Below are 16,783 nucleotides of genomic sequence, written 5' to 3'. Positions count from 1 at the left end.
TTTAAAGTTTTTAGCTCTATATTTATAACCCTGACAGGCCACCACGCCCCGGTAGCTGAATTTTTGGAGTAATACACAGTGGATTTACAAACCGCTCTAGCTGAGATAAAACGCGGTGCAGAAGAGATATTAATTGAAGACGAATTAGTCGAAAAGCTAAAGTCTGGTAAGAAACTTAAGATCAAAGCGGGTTTCGATCCAACTGCGCCTGATCTGCATTTAGGTCACACAGTTCTTATCAACAAAATGAAAACCTTCCAAGACCTAGGTCATGAAGTGATTTTCTTGATCGGTGACTTCACCGGTATGATTGGTGATCCGACGGGTAAAAACGTAACGCGTAAACCGTTAACCCGTGAAGATGTATTAGCTAATGCTGAAACCTATAAAGAGCAAGTATTTAAGATTCTTGATCCTGCTAAAACTACAGTTGCATTCAACTCTACTTGGATGGAGAACTTAGGTGCAGCAGGTATGATTAAACTGGCTGCGCGTCAAACAGTAGCACGTATGCTAGAACGTGATGACTTTAAAAAGCGTTATGCCAACGGTCAATCAATTGCTATCCACGAATTTTTATATCCACTGGTACAAGGTTGGGACTCAGTTGCATTAGAAGCTGATGTTGAGCTTGGCGGTACAGACCAACGCTTTAACCTATTAATGGGTCGTGAATTACAAAAAGACGAAGGTCAAAAGCCACAAACAGTACTTATGATGCCACTGCTTGAAGGTACTGATGGCGTTCAGAAAATGTCTAAGTCATTAGGTAATTACATTGGTATTACTGATGAGCCTAACGACATGTTTGGTAAAGTGATGTCTATTAGTGATGAGCTAATGTGGCGTTACTATGACTTATTAAGTGCATTATCTATCGAAGAGATTGCAGCGCTTAAACAACGTGTTGCAGATGGTGCAAACCCGCGCGACATTAAGATTGAGCTTGCCAAAGAAATGATTGCACGTTTCCACAGCGAAGAAGCAGCCGAAGGTGCTCATCAAGATTTCATCAAGCGTTTCCAAAAGAATGCATTACCAGATGAGATCCCTGAAGTAACAGTAACAATTGCTGAAGACACTGTGTTTATCACTAATCTATTAAAAGAAGCGAACCTTGTTGCAAGTACGTCAGAAGCAATGCGTATGATTAAACAAGGCGCTGTAAAAATTAATGGTGAAGAAAAAGTAACGGATACTAAGCTTGAAGTTGCTAAAGGCACTACACAGATTTACCAAGTAGGTAAACGTAAGTTTGCTAAAATCACCTTAGCTTAAATAAGCTAACAGAATAAAAACCAGCTGCGGCTGGTTTTTTTGTGCCTTTTTTAGTTAATAAACAGCGTAGCCACTTCAATGGCGATGATAAGTAGTAACCAAAATGCTTTCGCTTGATTTAAACGATTCACTAAAGCGGGAAGATCATCGGCATCTGGCAAGCGATCAGTACCAACACGCATTTTATTAAAGCGCTCACCTTGGTAAAGGGCAGGGCCGCCTAATTGCACTTGTAGAGCAGCCGATGTAACACTTAACAGCCAACCCGTATTGGTTTGATAAAAGTGTCTGCCATAGTGCTTAATGTAATGGATGCTCTGTCTACTGGCATTGGTTGCTGCAATGGTTAATGCGACTAATCGAGTGGGTAACCACTCCAATACAAATAGTAACTTAGCAATGGTAGCCAAAAACGGGTTGTTTGGTTTTTGGTTTTTTCGCCATGCTTGATGAATTAATGTCAGTAAGCGATAAACTAAAGCAAGGATAGCGCCGCCAAGTAGATAAAAGAATATAACGGCAAAATAATGCCGCGCACTTTGTAACACCAGTGACTCCATGGTTGCTTTACAAATTCCAGAAGCCGATAAACGTGATACATCACGGGCAACAAGGCTCGAGAGTAGCTCTCTAGCAGTCGCTTTTTGGTTGAGCTTGAGCAATCTGGCAATACGTAATGATTTCTTCTCTTGCGCGCGGCTACTGAGTAACAAATATAAAATTAAGCCACTTAATAACTCAGGGTAAAAAGCAAACTCTAAAAACAGCACAACTAATGTCACTATCACTAAAATGGTGAGTGTAAAAGCCAAAGTTGAGGCTAAATATTGATAGCTTTTAGGATTCGTTGGGTTGTATAAACGATCGCTGAGGGCAGAGAAAATAACGGTTAAAAAGGTATTAGGATGATACCAACTAACCAAAGGAAAGAAGCGCTCAGCTAAGAGCGCTACAAAAAATACAATAATGTCCAAATGGTTTTGAACAATATTTGCAATCACCTTATAAACTCACCGATGTTAGCTTCTCTAAAAGAGCAACAACCATTTTAGATGAGTTGATAGATGCAGTTTCGATATACTCTTCAAATGATTGCGGCGATTCTTTGCCAGCAATGTCAGACATTGAACGAATAACAACAAATGGTGTTTCTAGCACGTGACAAGCTTGTGCAATTGCTGCACCTTCCATTTCTACTGCAAGCATAGTTGGAAATTCTGCGCGTGTTTTTTCAATTCTTACCGGGTCACACATGAATGAATCACCAGTACAAATTAGGCCAATCATGGTTTTGACATCGCTGATTTGGCTTACGCTTTGCTCTGCCGCTTCAATCAATTTAGGGTGCGCAGTAAAGCCCGCTGGCATTTGTGGTACTTGGCCGATTTCGTAACCGAATGCAGTAACGTCTACATCGTGGTGACGAACTTCTGAAGAAATAACCACATCACCTACATTTAGCGATGGCTCAAAACCACCTGCAGAACCTGTGTTGATCACACAATCTGGGCTGAAGTTGTCGATTAGTAGTGTCGTTGCTACTGCAGAAGCTACTTTTCCAATACCAGATTGAACTAAAGTAACAGTGTTACCCGCTAGTTCACCGGTGTAAAAGGTAAAACCAGCTTTAGTCATGATGCTTGGGTTTACCATTGCTTCGCGTAAGATTTTTACTTCTGGCTCCATCGCGCCAATAATACCAACGTGCATAATATTTGATTCCTTAGGTTGAATAGGATGATTATACCTAAAAATGTCTAAAACAAACAAAAAAGCAGACCTTAAAGTCTGCTTTTGCCAATATTATGACGGACTATATTTCTGCAAGCGCCGTTGAGTGTGCTTTTGCTTGTGATGGTGATAGTACTGCTGGTTTAGTTACTCGATTGCGTGCAGGTCTTGCCGGTGCTGCTGCAGGTTTACCAAGTTTAAACATGATAGCGTCACGCACTTCTCTTGGTTGATAGCCTGATTTTACTTTCATACGAATATGCGGAATGCCTGCCGCTTCTAACGCGCCACTGACAAACCAGTCACGTTGTGCTTTATGGCCGTCGCGGTTGGTGTTATTTACTAAATCAACAGCGGCAACAATGCTAAGTTTGTCCTTGTCGATAAGCACGTAATCTAACTGTTTGTTTTTGGCTTTAGCCATTGCAGCACGTTTAGCTTTGACAGATAAGCCTTGCTTACAGTCGATTAAATCAATCAGTTTAACACGGCTGACGATTTTGTACTGGTCACCTACAGCACGTTCTAGCAGGTGTAAAAAAGCACTCTCAACTTGCGTAAAAACAGTTTGCTTACGAGTGAAAGGGTAAGGGTTTCCGCCTTCATCGGTAAACTTTGACGCAACAACAGAGGCTACGACGACTAATACTAAAATTGATAATAAAGCGAATTCCATACGGTAACTCCACAACAACAAATTGACACTGAAAACTAATAGCAATTAGCGTGCCTAACTGTATGGAGCTACCCGAAATTTTTAAGCCGTGTATCCGCCAGCAACCCCTTTAACAGCGATTGCTACCGCGTCATGGGCATGAAGTGATTCGTAGTGGTTTATTTGTAGCCAGTAATCTGCGTAGTTATGCTGTTCAAGTAAGCCTTTAATTTTACGTGCAGCATCTTCGCAGAACATGAGGTTTTGACCATTTAAGCGGGCAAACTCTTGCTCATCTTCACGTTTAACCGCCGCTTGTACTGGCGTTTTTAGCTCAGTTTCTAAAGCATCAATTAAGCCAACCACATCAAAGCTGTCAATTTGGCTGTCGAGTTTTACTTTCACGTTGGCGATTGAACGCTGTGAGTGTGGTGTAGCTACAATCCCGTCAGTTGTGCCTAGCCATTCTAAAACAGTTTGCTTATCAACATTTTGCTCTGCAAACTTTTCGCTAAAGGCATTTTGAATTAATTGACGAGCAAGAGCCGCTGAACATGGGCATGTTGACGAGTAAGTGACATTAACCATTAACTCAAAGCTTACAATGCCTTGGTTGATCTTAGCGATCAGATGAATCGGGTAGTTTTTCCAACCTACTTTGCCACTTAATAAAGATTTTCGGCGCAGTGGTAGCTCAAACTTAAATTCGATTTGTGCTTGGTCACTTAAATCATCATGGCTGCTAATAAAGGCATCAAGTGCTTGCTTGAGAGTTTGTGGATTAACTTGCTGCTCGGTTGATAAGGTATCAAGGGCTAAAAATAAACGCGACATATGAATGCCTTTGGCGTCTTCTTTATGCAAGTTTACAAAAGCGCGTGCCTTGGCAATTACGTTTACAGGGGCAATATTGCGAGTTTCAAAAATGAAAGGAAGTTCAATTTCGCCCATGCCAACCCAGTCTAATTTACCTGTTTGTAAGGCGGGAGCCGTATCAGCAATATCTGGCATTGTGGTTTGCATGGTAATACTCATTCTTTGCAATTATTAAAGCGCGGTATTTTACATGAAAAAATATAAAAAAGCGGCGTTGATGAAAAAATTCTATGTTTATCGCACAATATGAATATTTCTAAAGGAATAGTGATAAAATTAACTATGCTGTTTTTTTTCGATTATGTGCCTAAGCTTTAATATATGATTGATTCTTCTTTGAGTCCCTGGGCTCGCACACTCTCAAGCTTTATTTCTAAGTACGGTGAGTTTAAAACTGCCGCTGCCTGTTATGCCTTATTACTGGTCATGTCGCTGATTTTATCGTGCATGTTTTATTATGTAGCAGTCGGTACGGTAACTTTAGTTGATGTTTTAGCTGTGTTGTTTTTTACCGCAGTAGTATCGCCGATATTAATAACAGTGCTGCTCAATTCTATTCGCCAGTTAGAAGCATCTTATAGTTATCTAGATAGCGCAACCAAACAAGAAAAACTGCTCAATCAAACACTAAAAGACAATATCAGTCGCTTAAACGAAGAGATTGATGAACGTAAAATGGCGTTTCATGCTAAGCACAGAGCAATAGAAGAACTTAGACGCGAAATTGCTGAGCGTAAGAAAACTCAACAAGAACTAGCTCAACAAGGCATGCTATTACGCTCTATTGTCGACTCATCTCCCGATTTGTTTTATTACCGCGACAACAATGGTGTGTTTGCTGGCTGTAATAAAATGTTCGAACAAGTGATTGGTAAAAGCAGCGATGAGTTAATCGGCAAGAGTGTCGAAGAAATCTATCCAAGTGATTATTTACCGGAGGTACTTCGCACCGACAAAAAAGTATCTCAAACTCACCAAGCTCTTACACTTGACGTTGAATACCCTGTTAATGGTGAAAAGCGTTGGTTTGAGATGCGTAAGTTACCCTTTATTAATGAAAAAGGTGAGTACATTGGTTTACTTGCCTTTGGCCGTGATATCACCAGTCGTAAAGAGGCGGCTCAGGCCCTTGAAGCGGCTTACAAAGATAAAGGTAAATTCATTGCGACTCTAAGTCATGAACTAAGAACACCGCTTAACGGTATAGTGGGTTTAACCCGCATGTTGCTAGATACAGAACTTGATAAACAACAACGTAGTTGGTGTAACACGGTATTCTCAAGCGCCGAAACCCTTGGCAATATATTTAACGATATTATCGACTTGGATAAAATTGATCGTGAGCAGCTTGATATTGTTGCTGACTCAGTCAATGTGGCCGACTTTATAAATGATGTGGTGAACTTTGCAGGCTTAATTGCTGAGCAAAAGGGGCTTGAGTTCAATATTAAACGCAAAGGTACGTTAGACGTTTATGCGTCACTTGATCCGACTCGTTTACGTCAAGTTGTTTGGAATCTCATCAATAATGCGGTTAAGTTCACCCAACAGGGTCATGTTGAGCTTGAATGTCGCCGTGAGAATCGCGCTGATGGGCCTTGGTTAGTGATGCGTGTAAGCGACACCGGTCAAGGCATTCCTCAAGAGCAGCTGCACCGTATTTTTGACATGTACTATAAGGCACCTGATATCAAAGGCACCAATGCAATTGGTTCAGGGATTGGTCTTGCAGTAACTAAAGCACTTGTTACTGCGATGAAAGGTGAAATCAATGTCAGCAGTACTGAAGGTGAAGGCAGTGTTTTTGTTGTCGAAATTCCCCTTAAGCTTTGTATTGCGCCAGCTGAGCAAAGTTATGCGGTACGCAGCTTAAATATTCTTTTAGTTGAAGATGTGCCGCTAAATGCTGAGATTGCTACCAACTTACTTGAGCAGCGTGGCCACGAAGTTATTTGGGCTGAAACTGGTGAAGATGCGCTGTCGTTTGTCTACACAGAAGATGACTTAGACCTCGTTTTACTTGATATGCAATTACCAGACATCAATGGTGATGAAGTTGCTCGTCAAATTCGTGATGATGAGCACTTTGATAAGCTGCCAATCGTTGCCTTGACTGCCAACGTGCGTAGTGCCGAAGAAGAACTTGCGGGTATTAATATTCAAGGTGCACTCGCTAAGCCTATCAACACCACAAAACTCGATAAAATGCTCGGCGAGCTATTTGATATCAAACAGCAACAAAATTGTCAGCCTGAGCCAATTAAAGCCGTGACGGAAAAAGACTTATCGGGTATACGTGTTGAGCTTCTCGATATAGAAACCATCGAAGACTTTGTAGGCTCAATGGGGCTGGTTATTTTTAATCGTAGCTGTGAGTTATTTAATAAGTTAAACCCTCAGTATCAAACTGAGCTAGCAGATGCGTTAGCTGAAGATGATAGAGAAGAATACAAATCGGTGGCGCATAAATTGAAAGGTGCAGCTGGCTCTGTAGGCTTAAACGATGTGCAGTTACATGCTAAGAAGATGGAACACGGCGCGCTTGAAGAAAGTAGTGAAGAGTTACAACAGTGGCTTGATGAACTTGCAGTTAAAATAAATGAAGGGCGTGACGCCCTCCAATTATTCTTACAACAGTTAGAAGATTAATTCTAATTAGCTGTCGATTTTACCAATGAAACGATAGCCTTCACCATGGATGGTGCTGATCAGCTCAGAGGTGCTGTTATCGCTTTCAAAGTGTTTTCTGATACGACGAATGGTTACGTCTACAGTGCGGTCATTTGCGCGAAGCTCACGGCCAGTCATGTGCTTAATTAATTGCTCACGGCTGAAAATACGGCCCGGTGAATCGAGCATTAAACGAAGTGCGCGGTATTCACCTTTAGGTAAACGCTTAGCGTCGCCACTTGGAGATGTTAAGCAACGGCTGTTTTCGTCAAGTTCCCAACCGTTAAATGTAATAACACCATTTGTTTCGATATTCGCTTCTTCGCCACCTAATGCTGTGCGCGAAATAAGGTTACGAGCACGAATAGTTAATTCGCGAGGGTTGAATGGTTTTGTGATGTAATCATCAGCACCAATTTCAAGACCTAAAATGCGATCAACGTCGTTGTCACGACCTGTTAAGAAAATTAAACCAACATTACGTTTTTGACGTAATTCACGCGCTAAAATAAGCCCGTTTTTACCTGGTAGGTTGATATCCATAACTACAAGGTTCACATCATCATTATTTGTAAGCTTGTCATGCATATCATCGCCATCAATGGCTTCAATAACTTTGTAACCTTCGGCTTCAAATAAACTAACGAGGTTTAGTCGAGTTACGTCTTCATCCTCTACGATCAGAATGACTGGCGTTTGCATTGTATATTAACCTTTTCGGAAATTTTATTTACAAAAATTCGGTATTATCAAGCAAAACCGAATACTAGAGATTATAGGATTAGATCCAATTGTTAACAAGTAAAATCAATTTGGATAAAACTTAGCCATAGCTAACAATCGAGATTGCACTTTAAAGTTATGCTGCAATACGTGCTGCTTATTGATATACAGTCGGATTTTATTTCCTTCTTGAACCAGAGAGGCTATTCCGCCTTTCTCTAAAAAGCGAATACTTTCACCTATCGTTAAAGTATTTAATGAAATTGTATCGGTCCAAAGTGGAAGTATATCATTTTCTAATGTTTCATCAATGTATGTGATATCACAAATCTGAGAAAGTTCAGAAATTTGCTGAGTTTTTTTCACTAAAATAACGTTGATAGGTTTTTTGTTAATTTGCAGTTCACTTTTGTCCTTTAGGAACGACCCAGGCCCTGTTTCTACATTATAAAAACAGAAAGAAATAGGTGGAGGATCCATGCTTTCATTAAACTTAGTGAACTTAGCAATTTGATATAAAAACGCCGATTTTACTTGTTCTGGTGATTTTGCAAAACTCGGGGTGGCGTAAATAACAAAAGCAAAAAGGCAACATATGATTTTCATCATGCATTACCTTCAGATAAGGGGAGAGTAATAATAAAATGAGCACCCTCGGTATTTAACTCATCGTGAATTATTGTACCGCCTAAGGCTTGGGTTACCAGGTTATAAACTAAATGCATACCTAGTCCACTTCCACCTTCGCCTCGTTTGGTTGTCACAAATGGGTCGAAAATACGTTTTCGAATCGTCTTTTCAACACCAACGCCATTATCGAAATAGTGAATAATAAAGCTGCTTTCATTGCGCTCAACGTTAAAGGTGATCTCGTTATCAAGCTCGTCGCTAAAACCATGGATCACAGAGTTACTCAATAACTGCTGTAACACCTGCTGTAATGGTCCCGATTTAGTCTCAATACTAAAGTCATTATTGCAGTTAATCGTGATTTTAGGATTGCGATATTGCATTTCTGAGCGCATCGACATAATCACATCATTTAATAAATTATATAAGTTTACGTTAGTGGTTATTTCGACATCTTGATTAACTGCCACTTTCTTAAAGCTTGAGACTAGCTCTGCGGCTCGGTTTAAGTTGCGATAGATAAGATCTAGATTTTCAATGCCATCAGTTATAAAGCGTTTTAAATGTGCTGAGGTGAGTGTTTTTTGCTCAAACTGCGCGTTGATTTCTGCCAGCTTGTCACGCAGCAAAGTTGAACCCGTAATACCTAAGCCGATAGGTGTATTTACCTCATGGGCTACACCTGCAACCATTTGCCCTAAAGAGGCCATTTTTTCATTTTCTACTATTTGATTTTGGTATTGATGCATACGCTCAAGTGTATTGAGTAGTTCTTGGTTAGCCTCACGCAAGGCAATAGTACGTTGATTTACTTTCTCTTCAAGGCTTTGGTTAAGCTGTTTTATTTCTTGTTTGTCTTTTTCGTGGCGCTCGATTTGCTTTTGGGTTCGGGCAAGCATGATATTTAAGCTGCTAGAAAGCTGATTAATTTCATCGACATTAGTTTTTTGTGCGCGAGTGTCATAGTTATGGTTTTTTGACACATCTTGAAGCAAGTTACTCAGTTCATCAATTGGGTTCGCAATACGTTTTTGAATACGCAGAGCAACAAAATATACCAACACTAAAACAAATAGGGTTAGTAAAATATCAATAAAGATTTTACGGTTAATATACTGATTGAGCCTATCTAAGCCACCACGAACATAGGCATAGCCAATCACTTCTCCTTCATATTTGATTGGTTTTATTAATTCTATTACATCATCTTTAAACTTTGGCTCAGACAGCTCGCTGATACTGTTTACTTTGATAGGAACTGGCGGAGTTCTATTGGCGTTAAAGCTGCTGAAAAAAACAGGCTCATTCGATAATTCGTCAATTGCGTATATGTGAATGTTTTTAATGAGCGGCACTGTCTCGAAAGATTTTAGGCGCTCTGTTTCAGTTTCGTTATCATCAAATAACACTGTGACCTGGGCGTTATATGCAATAATTTCAGATAGAATAGTTATTTTATCGACAATTAAGGCTTTTTGTTCTTTTACATCTAGATAGGTCGAAATAGAGATAGACAAAGACAAGCACAACGCAGTAACAAGCATAACCGCATTAGTTAATGCCTTACGAATACTCGTTTGTGCCGATAAAATTAACATGCGCTATAGAAAGCCTAAATTTTTATTTTATTAGTAAGAGTTTAGTCTAGCAAAGACATTTAAAAGTAACTAAATATTTTAAAAAATATTTTTGCTACGAATAAGCTATTTACTCAACTTTTATTTAGCTGAGTAAACTGCAAATTTTGTATTTTTGAAATCGGTACTGTATTGGCCAAATTGCGCTTCTAAAATAGGTGGGTATTTTAAGAAGCTGTTTGCAACTATGGTCAGTTTACCTTGCTTACTCAAGTGTTGCTTTGCAGAGCTAAGAAATGCCTCGGCAATGGTGTAATCAGTGGCAATACCGGTGTGGAAAGGAGGGTTACTGATAATTAAGTCGAATTTACCATTAATATCAGATAAGCCATCACTTAATACCGCTTGGCCTTTAAGGTTATTTAATGCAAGTGTTTGCTCTGTGGCGTAAGTAGCAAGAGCACTTACATCGCTACATACAAACTCAAGCTCAGGCTGCTTTTTTCCTAAATAAGTAGCAATAATGCCTGCGCCACATGCAAAGTCGAGCACTTTACCCTTGCTAATACTTGGCGCATTATTTAGAAGTACCGCGGTACCTACATCAAGCGCACCGTGGTTAAATACGCCCGGCACACTAATCGCCGTAAATTCAATATCGCCGGCTTTCACTTGAAATTGCTTATGATAACGACCGATAGCAAAGTTATCGTTTAGCGTAAGCTCAGAGAATAAATACAAAATACAGTGCTTGGCACTATCGATTTTGTTACTAAAACCACAGTGATCTTTTAGTTGTTTCTCTGCTGATTTAACACCGCTTTTATTTTCACCTACCACAAATAGTTGCGCGTCTTGATGACAAACAGCACGAATGTTATCGAGGCACATTTGTGCTTCGGGCTTAGCTTTTGGGTAATAATAGATAACTAAATCGTAGTTATTATCTGGAATAGTGTGGCTAACCACAGCATGTACACCGGCAATTCTGCTAGCATACATGGCATTTGCGTGGTTATAACTGAACGCAGTAATTTTTGCTTCAGGGTTTAGCGTTTTAAGTTCGCGTAAGAAGCCATCTTGCTCAAAGTTAACCACTAAAATCGATTGTCCAACAAGTTCGTCTTCATTTCGAAGCAATAATAAACTTGGGTTGGTTAACTTACTCATGCTGCTTTACCTTTTGTTACTTAGTACGCTCAAACATTAGATCCCATACGCCGTGACCTAAACGGTGACCGCGCTGCTCAAATTTTGTCAGTGGACGTGAATCTGGGCGAGGAACGTAATCGTTAGTTTCTGATTGGTTTTTGTAACCTTCAGCAACTTGCATTACTTCAAGCATATGCTCAGCATAATTTTCCCAGTCAGTCGCCATATGGAAAACACCGCCAATTTTTAATTTGCTACGTAACTTTTGTGCAAACTCTGGTTGTACGATACGACGCTTATGGTGACGTTTTTTATGCCATGGATCAGGGAAGAATAATTGCAGCTTAGATAAGCTTTCATCGGCAATACAATCAGCTAGAACTTCAACTGCATCGTGTTCGAATACGCGTAAGTTTGTTACACCTGCTTCGTCGGCATCCATTAAACAGGCACCTACACCTGGGCGGTGAACTTCAATACCGATGAAGTTAAGCTCTGGTGCGTTTTTAGCCATTTCGACTAGCGATTTACCCATACCAAAACCGATTTCTAGTACCACATCGTTATCGTTACCAAACACTTCTTTTAGGTTTAGCATGCCATTTTTATGCTCAAGGCCCATCGTTGGCCAACACTTCTCGATGGCTGCCGCTTGGCCTTTTGTGAGGCGACCTTCGCGCTTTACGAAACTACGAATCGTGCGGATGTATTTACCCTCTTGCTTTGCTTGCTCGAGGTTTGGGTTACTTGAGTCACTCATATATTTTGGCCTGATAAAAATACTGACGATAGAAAAAGGGTGCGTATTATCCCTGACCTGCGCCTTGAGTACAATAGTCTGGGCTTGTTTATCTTATGAGATTAATATTGCAGCCATATGCTAGCTATTTAGGCAAAGTAGGGGCTGTTCGACTTGCTTGGCCTAACCAACTGCAATAGACTTGGCCGCAATGAGCTTCAGCAAGTAAAGATGTTATTTTGAATTTAAGCAATAAGGAGTCAACTTGGTTTGCAAACCAAGTGGTTGACTGGTACCACCTTCACGGCCGTAAAACTCTCCCTTGGCAGTTAAATAAAACCCCTTATAAGGTATGGATCTCTGAGGTCATGCTACAGCAGACTCAAGTGGTGACTGTTATTCCATACTTTGAAAAGTTTATGCAAAGCTTTCCTGACATTATTGCGCTTGCTAATGCCGATGAAGATCAGGTGTTACACCATTGGACTGGCCTTGGCTACTACGCCCGAGCGCGTAACTTACATAAAACTGCAAAAATAGTCCGTGATAACTACCAAGGTGAGTTTCCAACTACGCTTGAAGAAGTTATGGACTTGCCGGGTATTGGTCGTTCAACGGCAGGGGCTATCTTGTCTTTATCGCTTGGTCAACATCATCCAATTTTAGATGGCAATGTTAAACGAGTGCTAGCACGCTTTTTTATGGTTGAAGGCTGGTACGGAGTGAAAAAGGTCGAAAATCAACTTTGGTCATTATCATCGCAATTAACGCCTAAAGAGTCGGTTACTGAGTTTAATCAGGCAATGATGGATTTAGGTGCAAGCCTTTGTTCACGTAGTAAGTTTGACTGTGAGCCTTGTCCTTTGAATAGTAAATGCCTTGCTTTTAAAGAAGGTAAAGTAAAAGAGTTCCCGCATTCAAAGCCTAAAAAAGCTGTACCGAAAAAGTCATGCCATCAGCTCATTCTAGCCTGCGACAATAAAGTGCTTATGGAAAAGCGCCCAAGCTCAGGGATATGGGGTGGATTGTTTGGCTTTTTTGAGTTTAACGAATTAACTGAGTTAGAAACATTTTTAGCCCAGCATGGTTTATCAAACAATACGCAAGCACTTGAAGCCTTTACCCATGTATTTTCGCATTTTGAGCTAACCATCAATCCACATGTTTTAACCTTGCCGAGCATTCCAGATCTCATTAATGAACGACAACTGGTTTGGTATCCGCTTGATGAGTCTGTTGAGGTTGGTCTTGCTGCACCAACGAAAAAGCTGGTTAAACAATTAAGCGCAATAGATTACAATAGCACCACGCAATAAGAGTAGAGAGCAATTATGGCACGTACAGTATTTTGTCAAAAGTTACAAAAAGAAGCTGAAGGCTTAGGCTTCCAACTATACCCAGGTGAGCTTGGTGAAAAGATTTTCAACAACATCAGTAAAGAAGCGTGGGGCCAATGGCAACACAAGCAAACAATGCTGATCAACGAAAAACACCTGAACATGATGGACCCAGAGCACCGTGCTTTTTTAGAAGAGCAAATGGTGGGTTTCTTATTTGAAGGTAAAGACGTAGAAATAGAAGGCTACCGTCCACCAGAAAAATAAGCGCATAATCAAAAGTAAAAAGGGCCGTAATGGCCCTTTTTGATCTGTATTATTCAGCTTCTTGTTCGGCTTTGTTAATTTGTTCTTTTAAGAACTGAGCCACCTTAGAGTATTCAATTTCGAAACTATCTCTAAGTGCAATTAATTCGTCGCTTGTAGGCTCGCCTTCTTTGCAGGTTTGTTCAAATCCAGCGGCAAGCTCAGCAACCTTCATTGCTCCTATGGTTTTCGAAATTGACTTTAGCTGATGGCAAGAAGTAATAATTTTATCTAAATCATATTCTATAACCCCAGCGTTTACCTCTTTACTGAGTTGATTACTCTGTTCTAAATACATCTTAAAGAAACGTAGCTTCTTCGCTTCATCATTGACATATTTACCTAGCACATCCATATCAATTGGTGTTGTAAGTTTTTTACTTTCCAATTTTGCAGCTTCTGGGTTTGCTTTATAAGCACATTTATGAAGTGTTCCTTCAAGCACATTTAGCTCAACAGGTTTTGTAATGTAATCGTTCATGCCTATGCTTAAACAACGCTCTTTTTCACCTTTAAGCGCATTAGCTGTTATAGCAATTACATAAGGCTGGGCGTTGATATCTTCAAGTTGCGATGCTTCATGGCGTATTTTTTCTACCATATCGTAACCAGACATTTTTGGCATGTGTAAATCAGTTAAGATAATAGAGTGCTTACCTTCACGCCATGCTTCTAAACCTTTCTCACCATTTTCAGCCATTTCAACACCATAGCCTAGTAGATGTAGCTGATCGGTCAGCACTTGCTGATTTAGCACGTTATCTTCAACAAGAAGTACTAACTTGTTTTCTTCACGAGCCTTATCAACACTTAGGTAGTCGTTAAATGATTTGGTAGAAGAAATTTGTTTAGGCTTATGTAACCCAGCTGCTACGAGAAGTGACATCATAAAGTTTGACTTACATAATGGTACTGCATTTAGATAAAAAATATTCTTATGATTTACGGCAGCTTCATCTAATCTACTTAAGACGATAACTTGCTGATTATTATCTTCTAAAGTGTAAAGTAAGCGACGTAAGATATAGTTAATATCTTCCATGGTTTCGATCCCATCAAGGATCCAAATCAGCTCTTTTCGGTCCTGCTCAACTTCAATTTGCTCATTGTTTTGGGCGATAACTGGTGTTGCCCCCATAAATGATAAATAACGTGTCAGTAGTTTTTTTCGACCGTCATGATTAGAGACCACAACAACTCTTTGATCTTTCATGACTTGTTTGTGAGCATAATCAACTTTACCTTGTGTACTAAAAGGTAATTCAACGACAAACTCACTGCCAATACCTAAGTCACTGGTTACAGAAATTGTACCCAACATTAGTTCGGTTAAGCTTTTACAAATCGATAAACCTAACCCTGTGCCACCGTATTCGCGGGTTATTGACCCTTCAGCTTGAATAAATGGATTAAATATTTCGCGAAGCTGCGCTTGCGTCATCCCTTTACCGTTATCTAATACACTAAAGCGTAATGTGTAGTGATCAGTGGTGTTTTGTGCAACCTCCACCGAAATTTTTACATGACCTTTTTGCTTGTCGTCTGTGCTAGTGAACTTAATTGCATTACTACATAGATTGTAAAGTACTTGGCGAACTCGTACTGTGTCGCCAATTAGGTTTGTTGGGATATCGGGCGCAATAGCGAGCTCTAGCTCAAGGTCACGCTTTTTGGCAACCGATGATAAAACACGGGCAACTTCTTCAATCGTGTCAGATACTGAAAAAGGAATGTTATCGATATTTAATTTACCCGCTTCGATTTTCGAGAAATCGAGAATGTCATCTAATATCCCTAATAACGAAAATGCAGAATCACGAATAATTGTACTTAGTCTATGTTGCGCCCCATCAAGCTCTGTTTGGCGAAGTAAATCAATTGTGCCAATAACACCGTTCATTGGGGTGCGAATCTCATGGCTCATGGTAGCCAAGAAAGTGGTTTTAGTTTCGTTTGCTTGTTCAGCTTTTAGAGTTGCTTGCTCAAGAGCGAGAGTACGATTTTGTACCTCTGTCTCTAGGCTGTTTTGTAATTTTTGCAAATCAGCTTGTGCTGCTTTGTTCTCGGTAATTGCTGATTCAACTTTTTTAAGTAATTGATTTACATGCTTTGCGACAGAGTCTAGGCCAAAGTCAAGGGTTTCAGTTACTTGCCCTTGGTAGTCCGCATTGTCAGTAATAGCTTTTAGCTCTTTATTTAACGATGAACTACTTTTACTAAAACGCTTATTGATAAAAATACTCAGCGCAACAGATAATATAATTAAAGCTAGAAGCGTTAAGCCAGCAAGACCGATTGAAAGCACAGAAGATTGTGTAATAGGCTGCTCAATAGGGTGTTGTTTCACAATTAACTCGCCAACAGGCTGGTCATTAAATTCAAGAACAGTATGTATTAGTGTTTTTTCAGCTAGTTGTTGATTGACTTTAGTGGGTTGAATAAGCTCTTTGTTGTTTGCATAAACTAAAGAAACATCACCGTTAAACTCGTATCTATATAAATAGTAATCAAAGCCAGTATTAAGAAGTAAGCTTAAATCCAGTACTTCTTTTACTTTATCTTGCCCTGGCATTGTTAAAGCACTAACAAGGGGGGCACGCAATTGATTTGAAACTTGAATGGCCGTTAAATTTGGCTGCAACTCTTTTACTGGTGCTTCATCATTAGTTGGATAAAACGAAAAAGCAACGACCGCTAACAGGGTGATGACGAGATTCGTAATTATAAAAAGCGGTAGTAAGCCTTTTACAGGTGAATTCGATTTACTTGGCATGGTTCTTATCCAACAATTTTACAGCTAGGTACATTTCCTTGATATTTAGACAATCCTACCATCTGTGAAGAAAAATTCATCACGTTTTTAACAGAGGTAACTCTTTTATGATGAGAGTCAATTTAAAAGCATAAAAGTTGTTGGTTAAATAAGCTAAAAACTATTGAAATCAGCAATCTTGATTGAAAACTGTGCAAACAGTTAGAATCCTCAAAAAAAAGTTGACTTGAGAAGGCAAAACCCGTTTAATACGCCGCACGCCCAGATAGCTCAGTCGGTAGAGCAGAGGATTGAAAATCCTCGTGTCGGTGGTTCGATTCCGCCTCTGGGCACCAT

General features: G+C 39.9%; 14 protein-coding genes and 1 tRNA gene. 5 read left to right on the top strand and 10 right to left on the bottom strand.

Annotated elements, in window-relative coordinates:
* Window positions 1-78: 78 nt before the first annotated feature.
* Window positions 79-1,278, top strand: coding sequence for a tyrosine--tRNA ligase (tyrS, locus tag NO991_RS07990; protein ID WP_199530051.1), 1,200 nt, complete (start codon window positions 79-81; stop codon window positions 1,276-1,278).
* 50 nt (window positions 1,279-1,328) lie between these two features.
* Here tyrS and NO991_RS07985 read toward each other — a convergent pair whose 3' ends face one another.
* The 4 genes from NO991_RS07985 to folE2 form a co-directional block, all read right to left on the bottom strand.
* The gene (locus tag NO991_RS07985) at window positions 1,329-2,279 is read right to left on the bottom strand and encodes a cobalamin biosynthesis protein (RefSeq protein ID WP_300418776.1); all 951 of its coding nucleotides are present in this window, start codon (window positions 2,277-2,279) and stop codon (window positions 1,329-1,331) included.
* Window position 2,280: 1 nt separating this feature from the next.
* Window positions 2,281-2,988: a 5'-methylthioadenosine/S-adenosylhomocysteine nucleosidase gene (mtnN, locus tag NO991_RS07980; protein WP_055022305.1), complete on the bottom strand. Its 708-nt coding sequence runs from the start codon at window positions 2,986-2,988 to the stop codon at window positions 2,281-2,283.
* A gap of 103 nt (window positions 2,989-3,091) precedes the next feature.
* On the bottom strand, window positions 3,092-3,685 hold the full coding sequence (locus tag NO991_RS07975; protein ID WP_054551292.1) for a DUF2726 domain-containing protein: 594 nt from the start codon (window positions 3,683-3,685) through the stop codon (window positions 3,092-3,094).
* Between the two features lie 81 nt (window positions 3,686-3,766).
* Window positions 3,767-4,687, bottom strand: a complete 921-nt coding sequence (folE2, locus tag NO991_RS07970) for a GTP cyclohydrolase FolE2 (RefSeq protein ID WP_187490254.1) — start codon at window positions 4,685-4,687, stop codon at window positions 3,767-3,769.
* Window positions 4,688-4,861: 174 nt separating this feature from the next.
* On the opposite strand from folE2, the gene arcB reads away from it, so the two are divergent.
* Entirely contained in the window at window positions 4,862-7,189 is a 2,328-nt protein-coding gene (gene arcB, locus NO991_RS07965) for an aerobic respiration two-component sensor histidine kinase ArcB (RefSeq protein WP_138602046.1), read from the top strand.
* Between the two features lie 6 nt (window positions 7,190-7,195).
* Here the strand turns inward: arcB and arcA are convergent, their stop codons facing one another.
* The 5 genes from arcA to trmB form a co-directional block, all read right to left on the bottom strand.
* Window positions 7,196-7,912: a two-component system response regulator ArcA gene (gene arcA, locus NO991_RS07960; RefSeq protein ID WP_054551295.1), complete on the bottom strand. Its 717-nt coding sequence runs from the start codon at window positions 7,910-7,912 to the stop codon at window positions 7,196-7,198.
* Window positions 7,913-8,017: 105 nt separating this feature from the next.
* Complete coding sequence (locus NO991_RS07955) at window positions 8,018-8,542, bottom strand: YfiR family protein (protein ID WP_240920985.1); 525 nt, start codon at window positions 8,540-8,542, stop codon at window positions 8,018-8,020.
* Window positions 8,539-10,161 carry an ATP-binding protein gene (locus tag NO991_RS07950; RefSeq protein WP_371351929.1) on the bottom strand — a complete coding sequence of 541 codons (1,623 nt, stop codon included), beginning with the start codon at window positions 10,159-10,161 and terminating at the stop codon, window positions 8,539-8,541. Before NO991_RS07950 ends, NO991_RS07955 begins: the two co-directional genes overlap by 4 nt.
* Window positions 10,162-10,281: 120 nt before the next feature.
* Window positions 10,282-11,310, bottom strand: a complete 1,029-nt coding sequence (gene rsmC, locus NO991_RS07945; RefSeq protein ID WP_371351928.1) for a 16S rRNA (guanine(1207)-N(2))-methyltransferase RsmC — start codon at window positions 11,308-11,310, stop codon at window positions 10,282-10,284.
* Window positions 11,311-11,326: 16 nt separating this feature from the next.
* Window positions 11,327-12,052, bottom strand: coding sequence for a tRNA (guanosine(46)-N7)-methyltransferase TrmB (trmB, locus tag NO991_RS07940; RefSeq protein ID WP_054551299.1), 726 nt, complete (start codon window positions 12,050-12,052; stop codon window positions 11,327-11,329).
* A 218-nt stretch (window positions 12,053-12,270) separates the two neighbouring features.
* Here trmB and mutY point away from each other — a divergent pair, with 218 nt between their 5' ends.
* Together mutY and NO991_RS07930 are read left to right on the top strand one after the other, a co-directional pair.
* On the top strand, window positions 12,271-13,347 hold the full coding sequence (gene mutY / locus NO991_RS07935) for an A/G-specific adenine glycosylase (protein ID WP_371351927.1): 1,077 nt from the start codon (window positions 12,271-12,273) through the stop codon (window positions 13,345-13,347).
* 15 nt (window positions 13,348-13,362) lie between these two features.
* Window positions 13,363-13,635: an oxidative damage protection protein gene (locus NO991_RS07930; protein WP_036970432.1), complete on the top strand. Its 273-nt coding sequence runs from the start codon at window positions 13,363-13,365 to the stop codon at window positions 13,633-13,635.
* 49 nt (window positions 13,636-13,684) lie between these two features.
* Here the strand turns inward: NO991_RS07930 and NO991_RS07925 are convergent, their stop codons facing one another.
* Window positions 13,685-16,447, bottom strand: a complete 2,763-nt coding sequence (locus NO991_RS07925) for an ATP-binding protein (protein WP_194441746.1) — start codon at window positions 16,445-16,447, stop codon at window positions 13,685-13,687.
* Between the two features lie 259 nt (window positions 16,448-16,706).
* Here NO991_RS07925 and NO991_RS07920 point away from each other — a divergent pair.
* Window positions 16,707-16,782, top strand: a tRNA-Phe gene (locus NO991_RS07920).
* Window position 16,783: the final 1 nt, after the last annotated feature.

Source organism: Pseudoalteromonas sp. DY56-GL22, assembly GCF_041414715.1.
Lineage (GTDB): Bacteria > Pseudomonadota > Gammaproteobacteria > Enterobacterales > Alteromonadaceae > Pseudoalteromonas > Pseudoalteromonas simplex.
This window is presented reverse-complemented; position numbering and strand designations above follow the sequence as displayed.

Bases quoted from the DNA above. Each gene is read 5' to 3' on its own strand.
- rsmC (WP_371351928.1), bottom strand. From the start codon at position 11,310: ATGAGTAAGTTAACCAACCCAAGTTTATTATTGCTTCGAAATGAAGAC.
- arcB (WP_138602046.1), top strand. From the start codon at position 4,862: ATGATTGATTCTTCTTTGAGTCCCTGGGCTCGCACACTCTCAAGCTTT.
- trmB (WP_054551299.1), bottom strand. From the start codon at position 12,052: ATGAGTGACTCAAGTAACCCAAACCTCGAGCAAGCAAAGCAAGAGGGT.
- NO991_RS07975 (WP_054551292.1), bottom strand. From the start codon at position 3,685: ATGGAATTCGCTTTATTATCAATTTTAGTATTAGTCGTCGTAGCCTCT.
- NO991_RS07950 (WP_371351929.1), bottom strand. From the start codon at position 10,161: ATGTTAATTTTATCGGCACAAACGAGTATTCGTAAGGCATTAACTAAT.
- NO991_RS07955 (WP_240920985.1), bottom strand. From the start codon at position 8,542: ATGATGAAAATCATATGTTGCCTTTTTGCTTTTGTTATTTACGCCACC.
- mtnN (WP_055022305.1), bottom strand. From the start codon at position 2,988: ATGCACGTTGGTATTATTGGCGCGATGGAGCCAGAAGTAAAAATCTTA.
- NO991_RS07925 (WP_194441746.1), bottom strand. From the start codon at position 16,447: ATGCCAAGTAAATCGAATTCACCTGTAAAAGGCTTACTACCGCTTTTT.
- folE2 (WP_187490254.1), bottom strand. From the start codon at position 4,687: ATGCAAACCACAATGCCAGATATTGCTGATACGGCTCCCGCCTTACAA.
- NO991_RS07930 (WP_036970432.1), top strand. From the start codon at position 13,363: ATGGCACGTACAGTATTTTGTCAAAAGTTACAAAAAGAAGCTGAAGGC.
- arcA (WP_054551295.1), bottom strand. From the start codon at position 7,912: ATGCAAACGCCAGTCATTCTGATCGTAGAGGATGAAGACGTAACTCGA.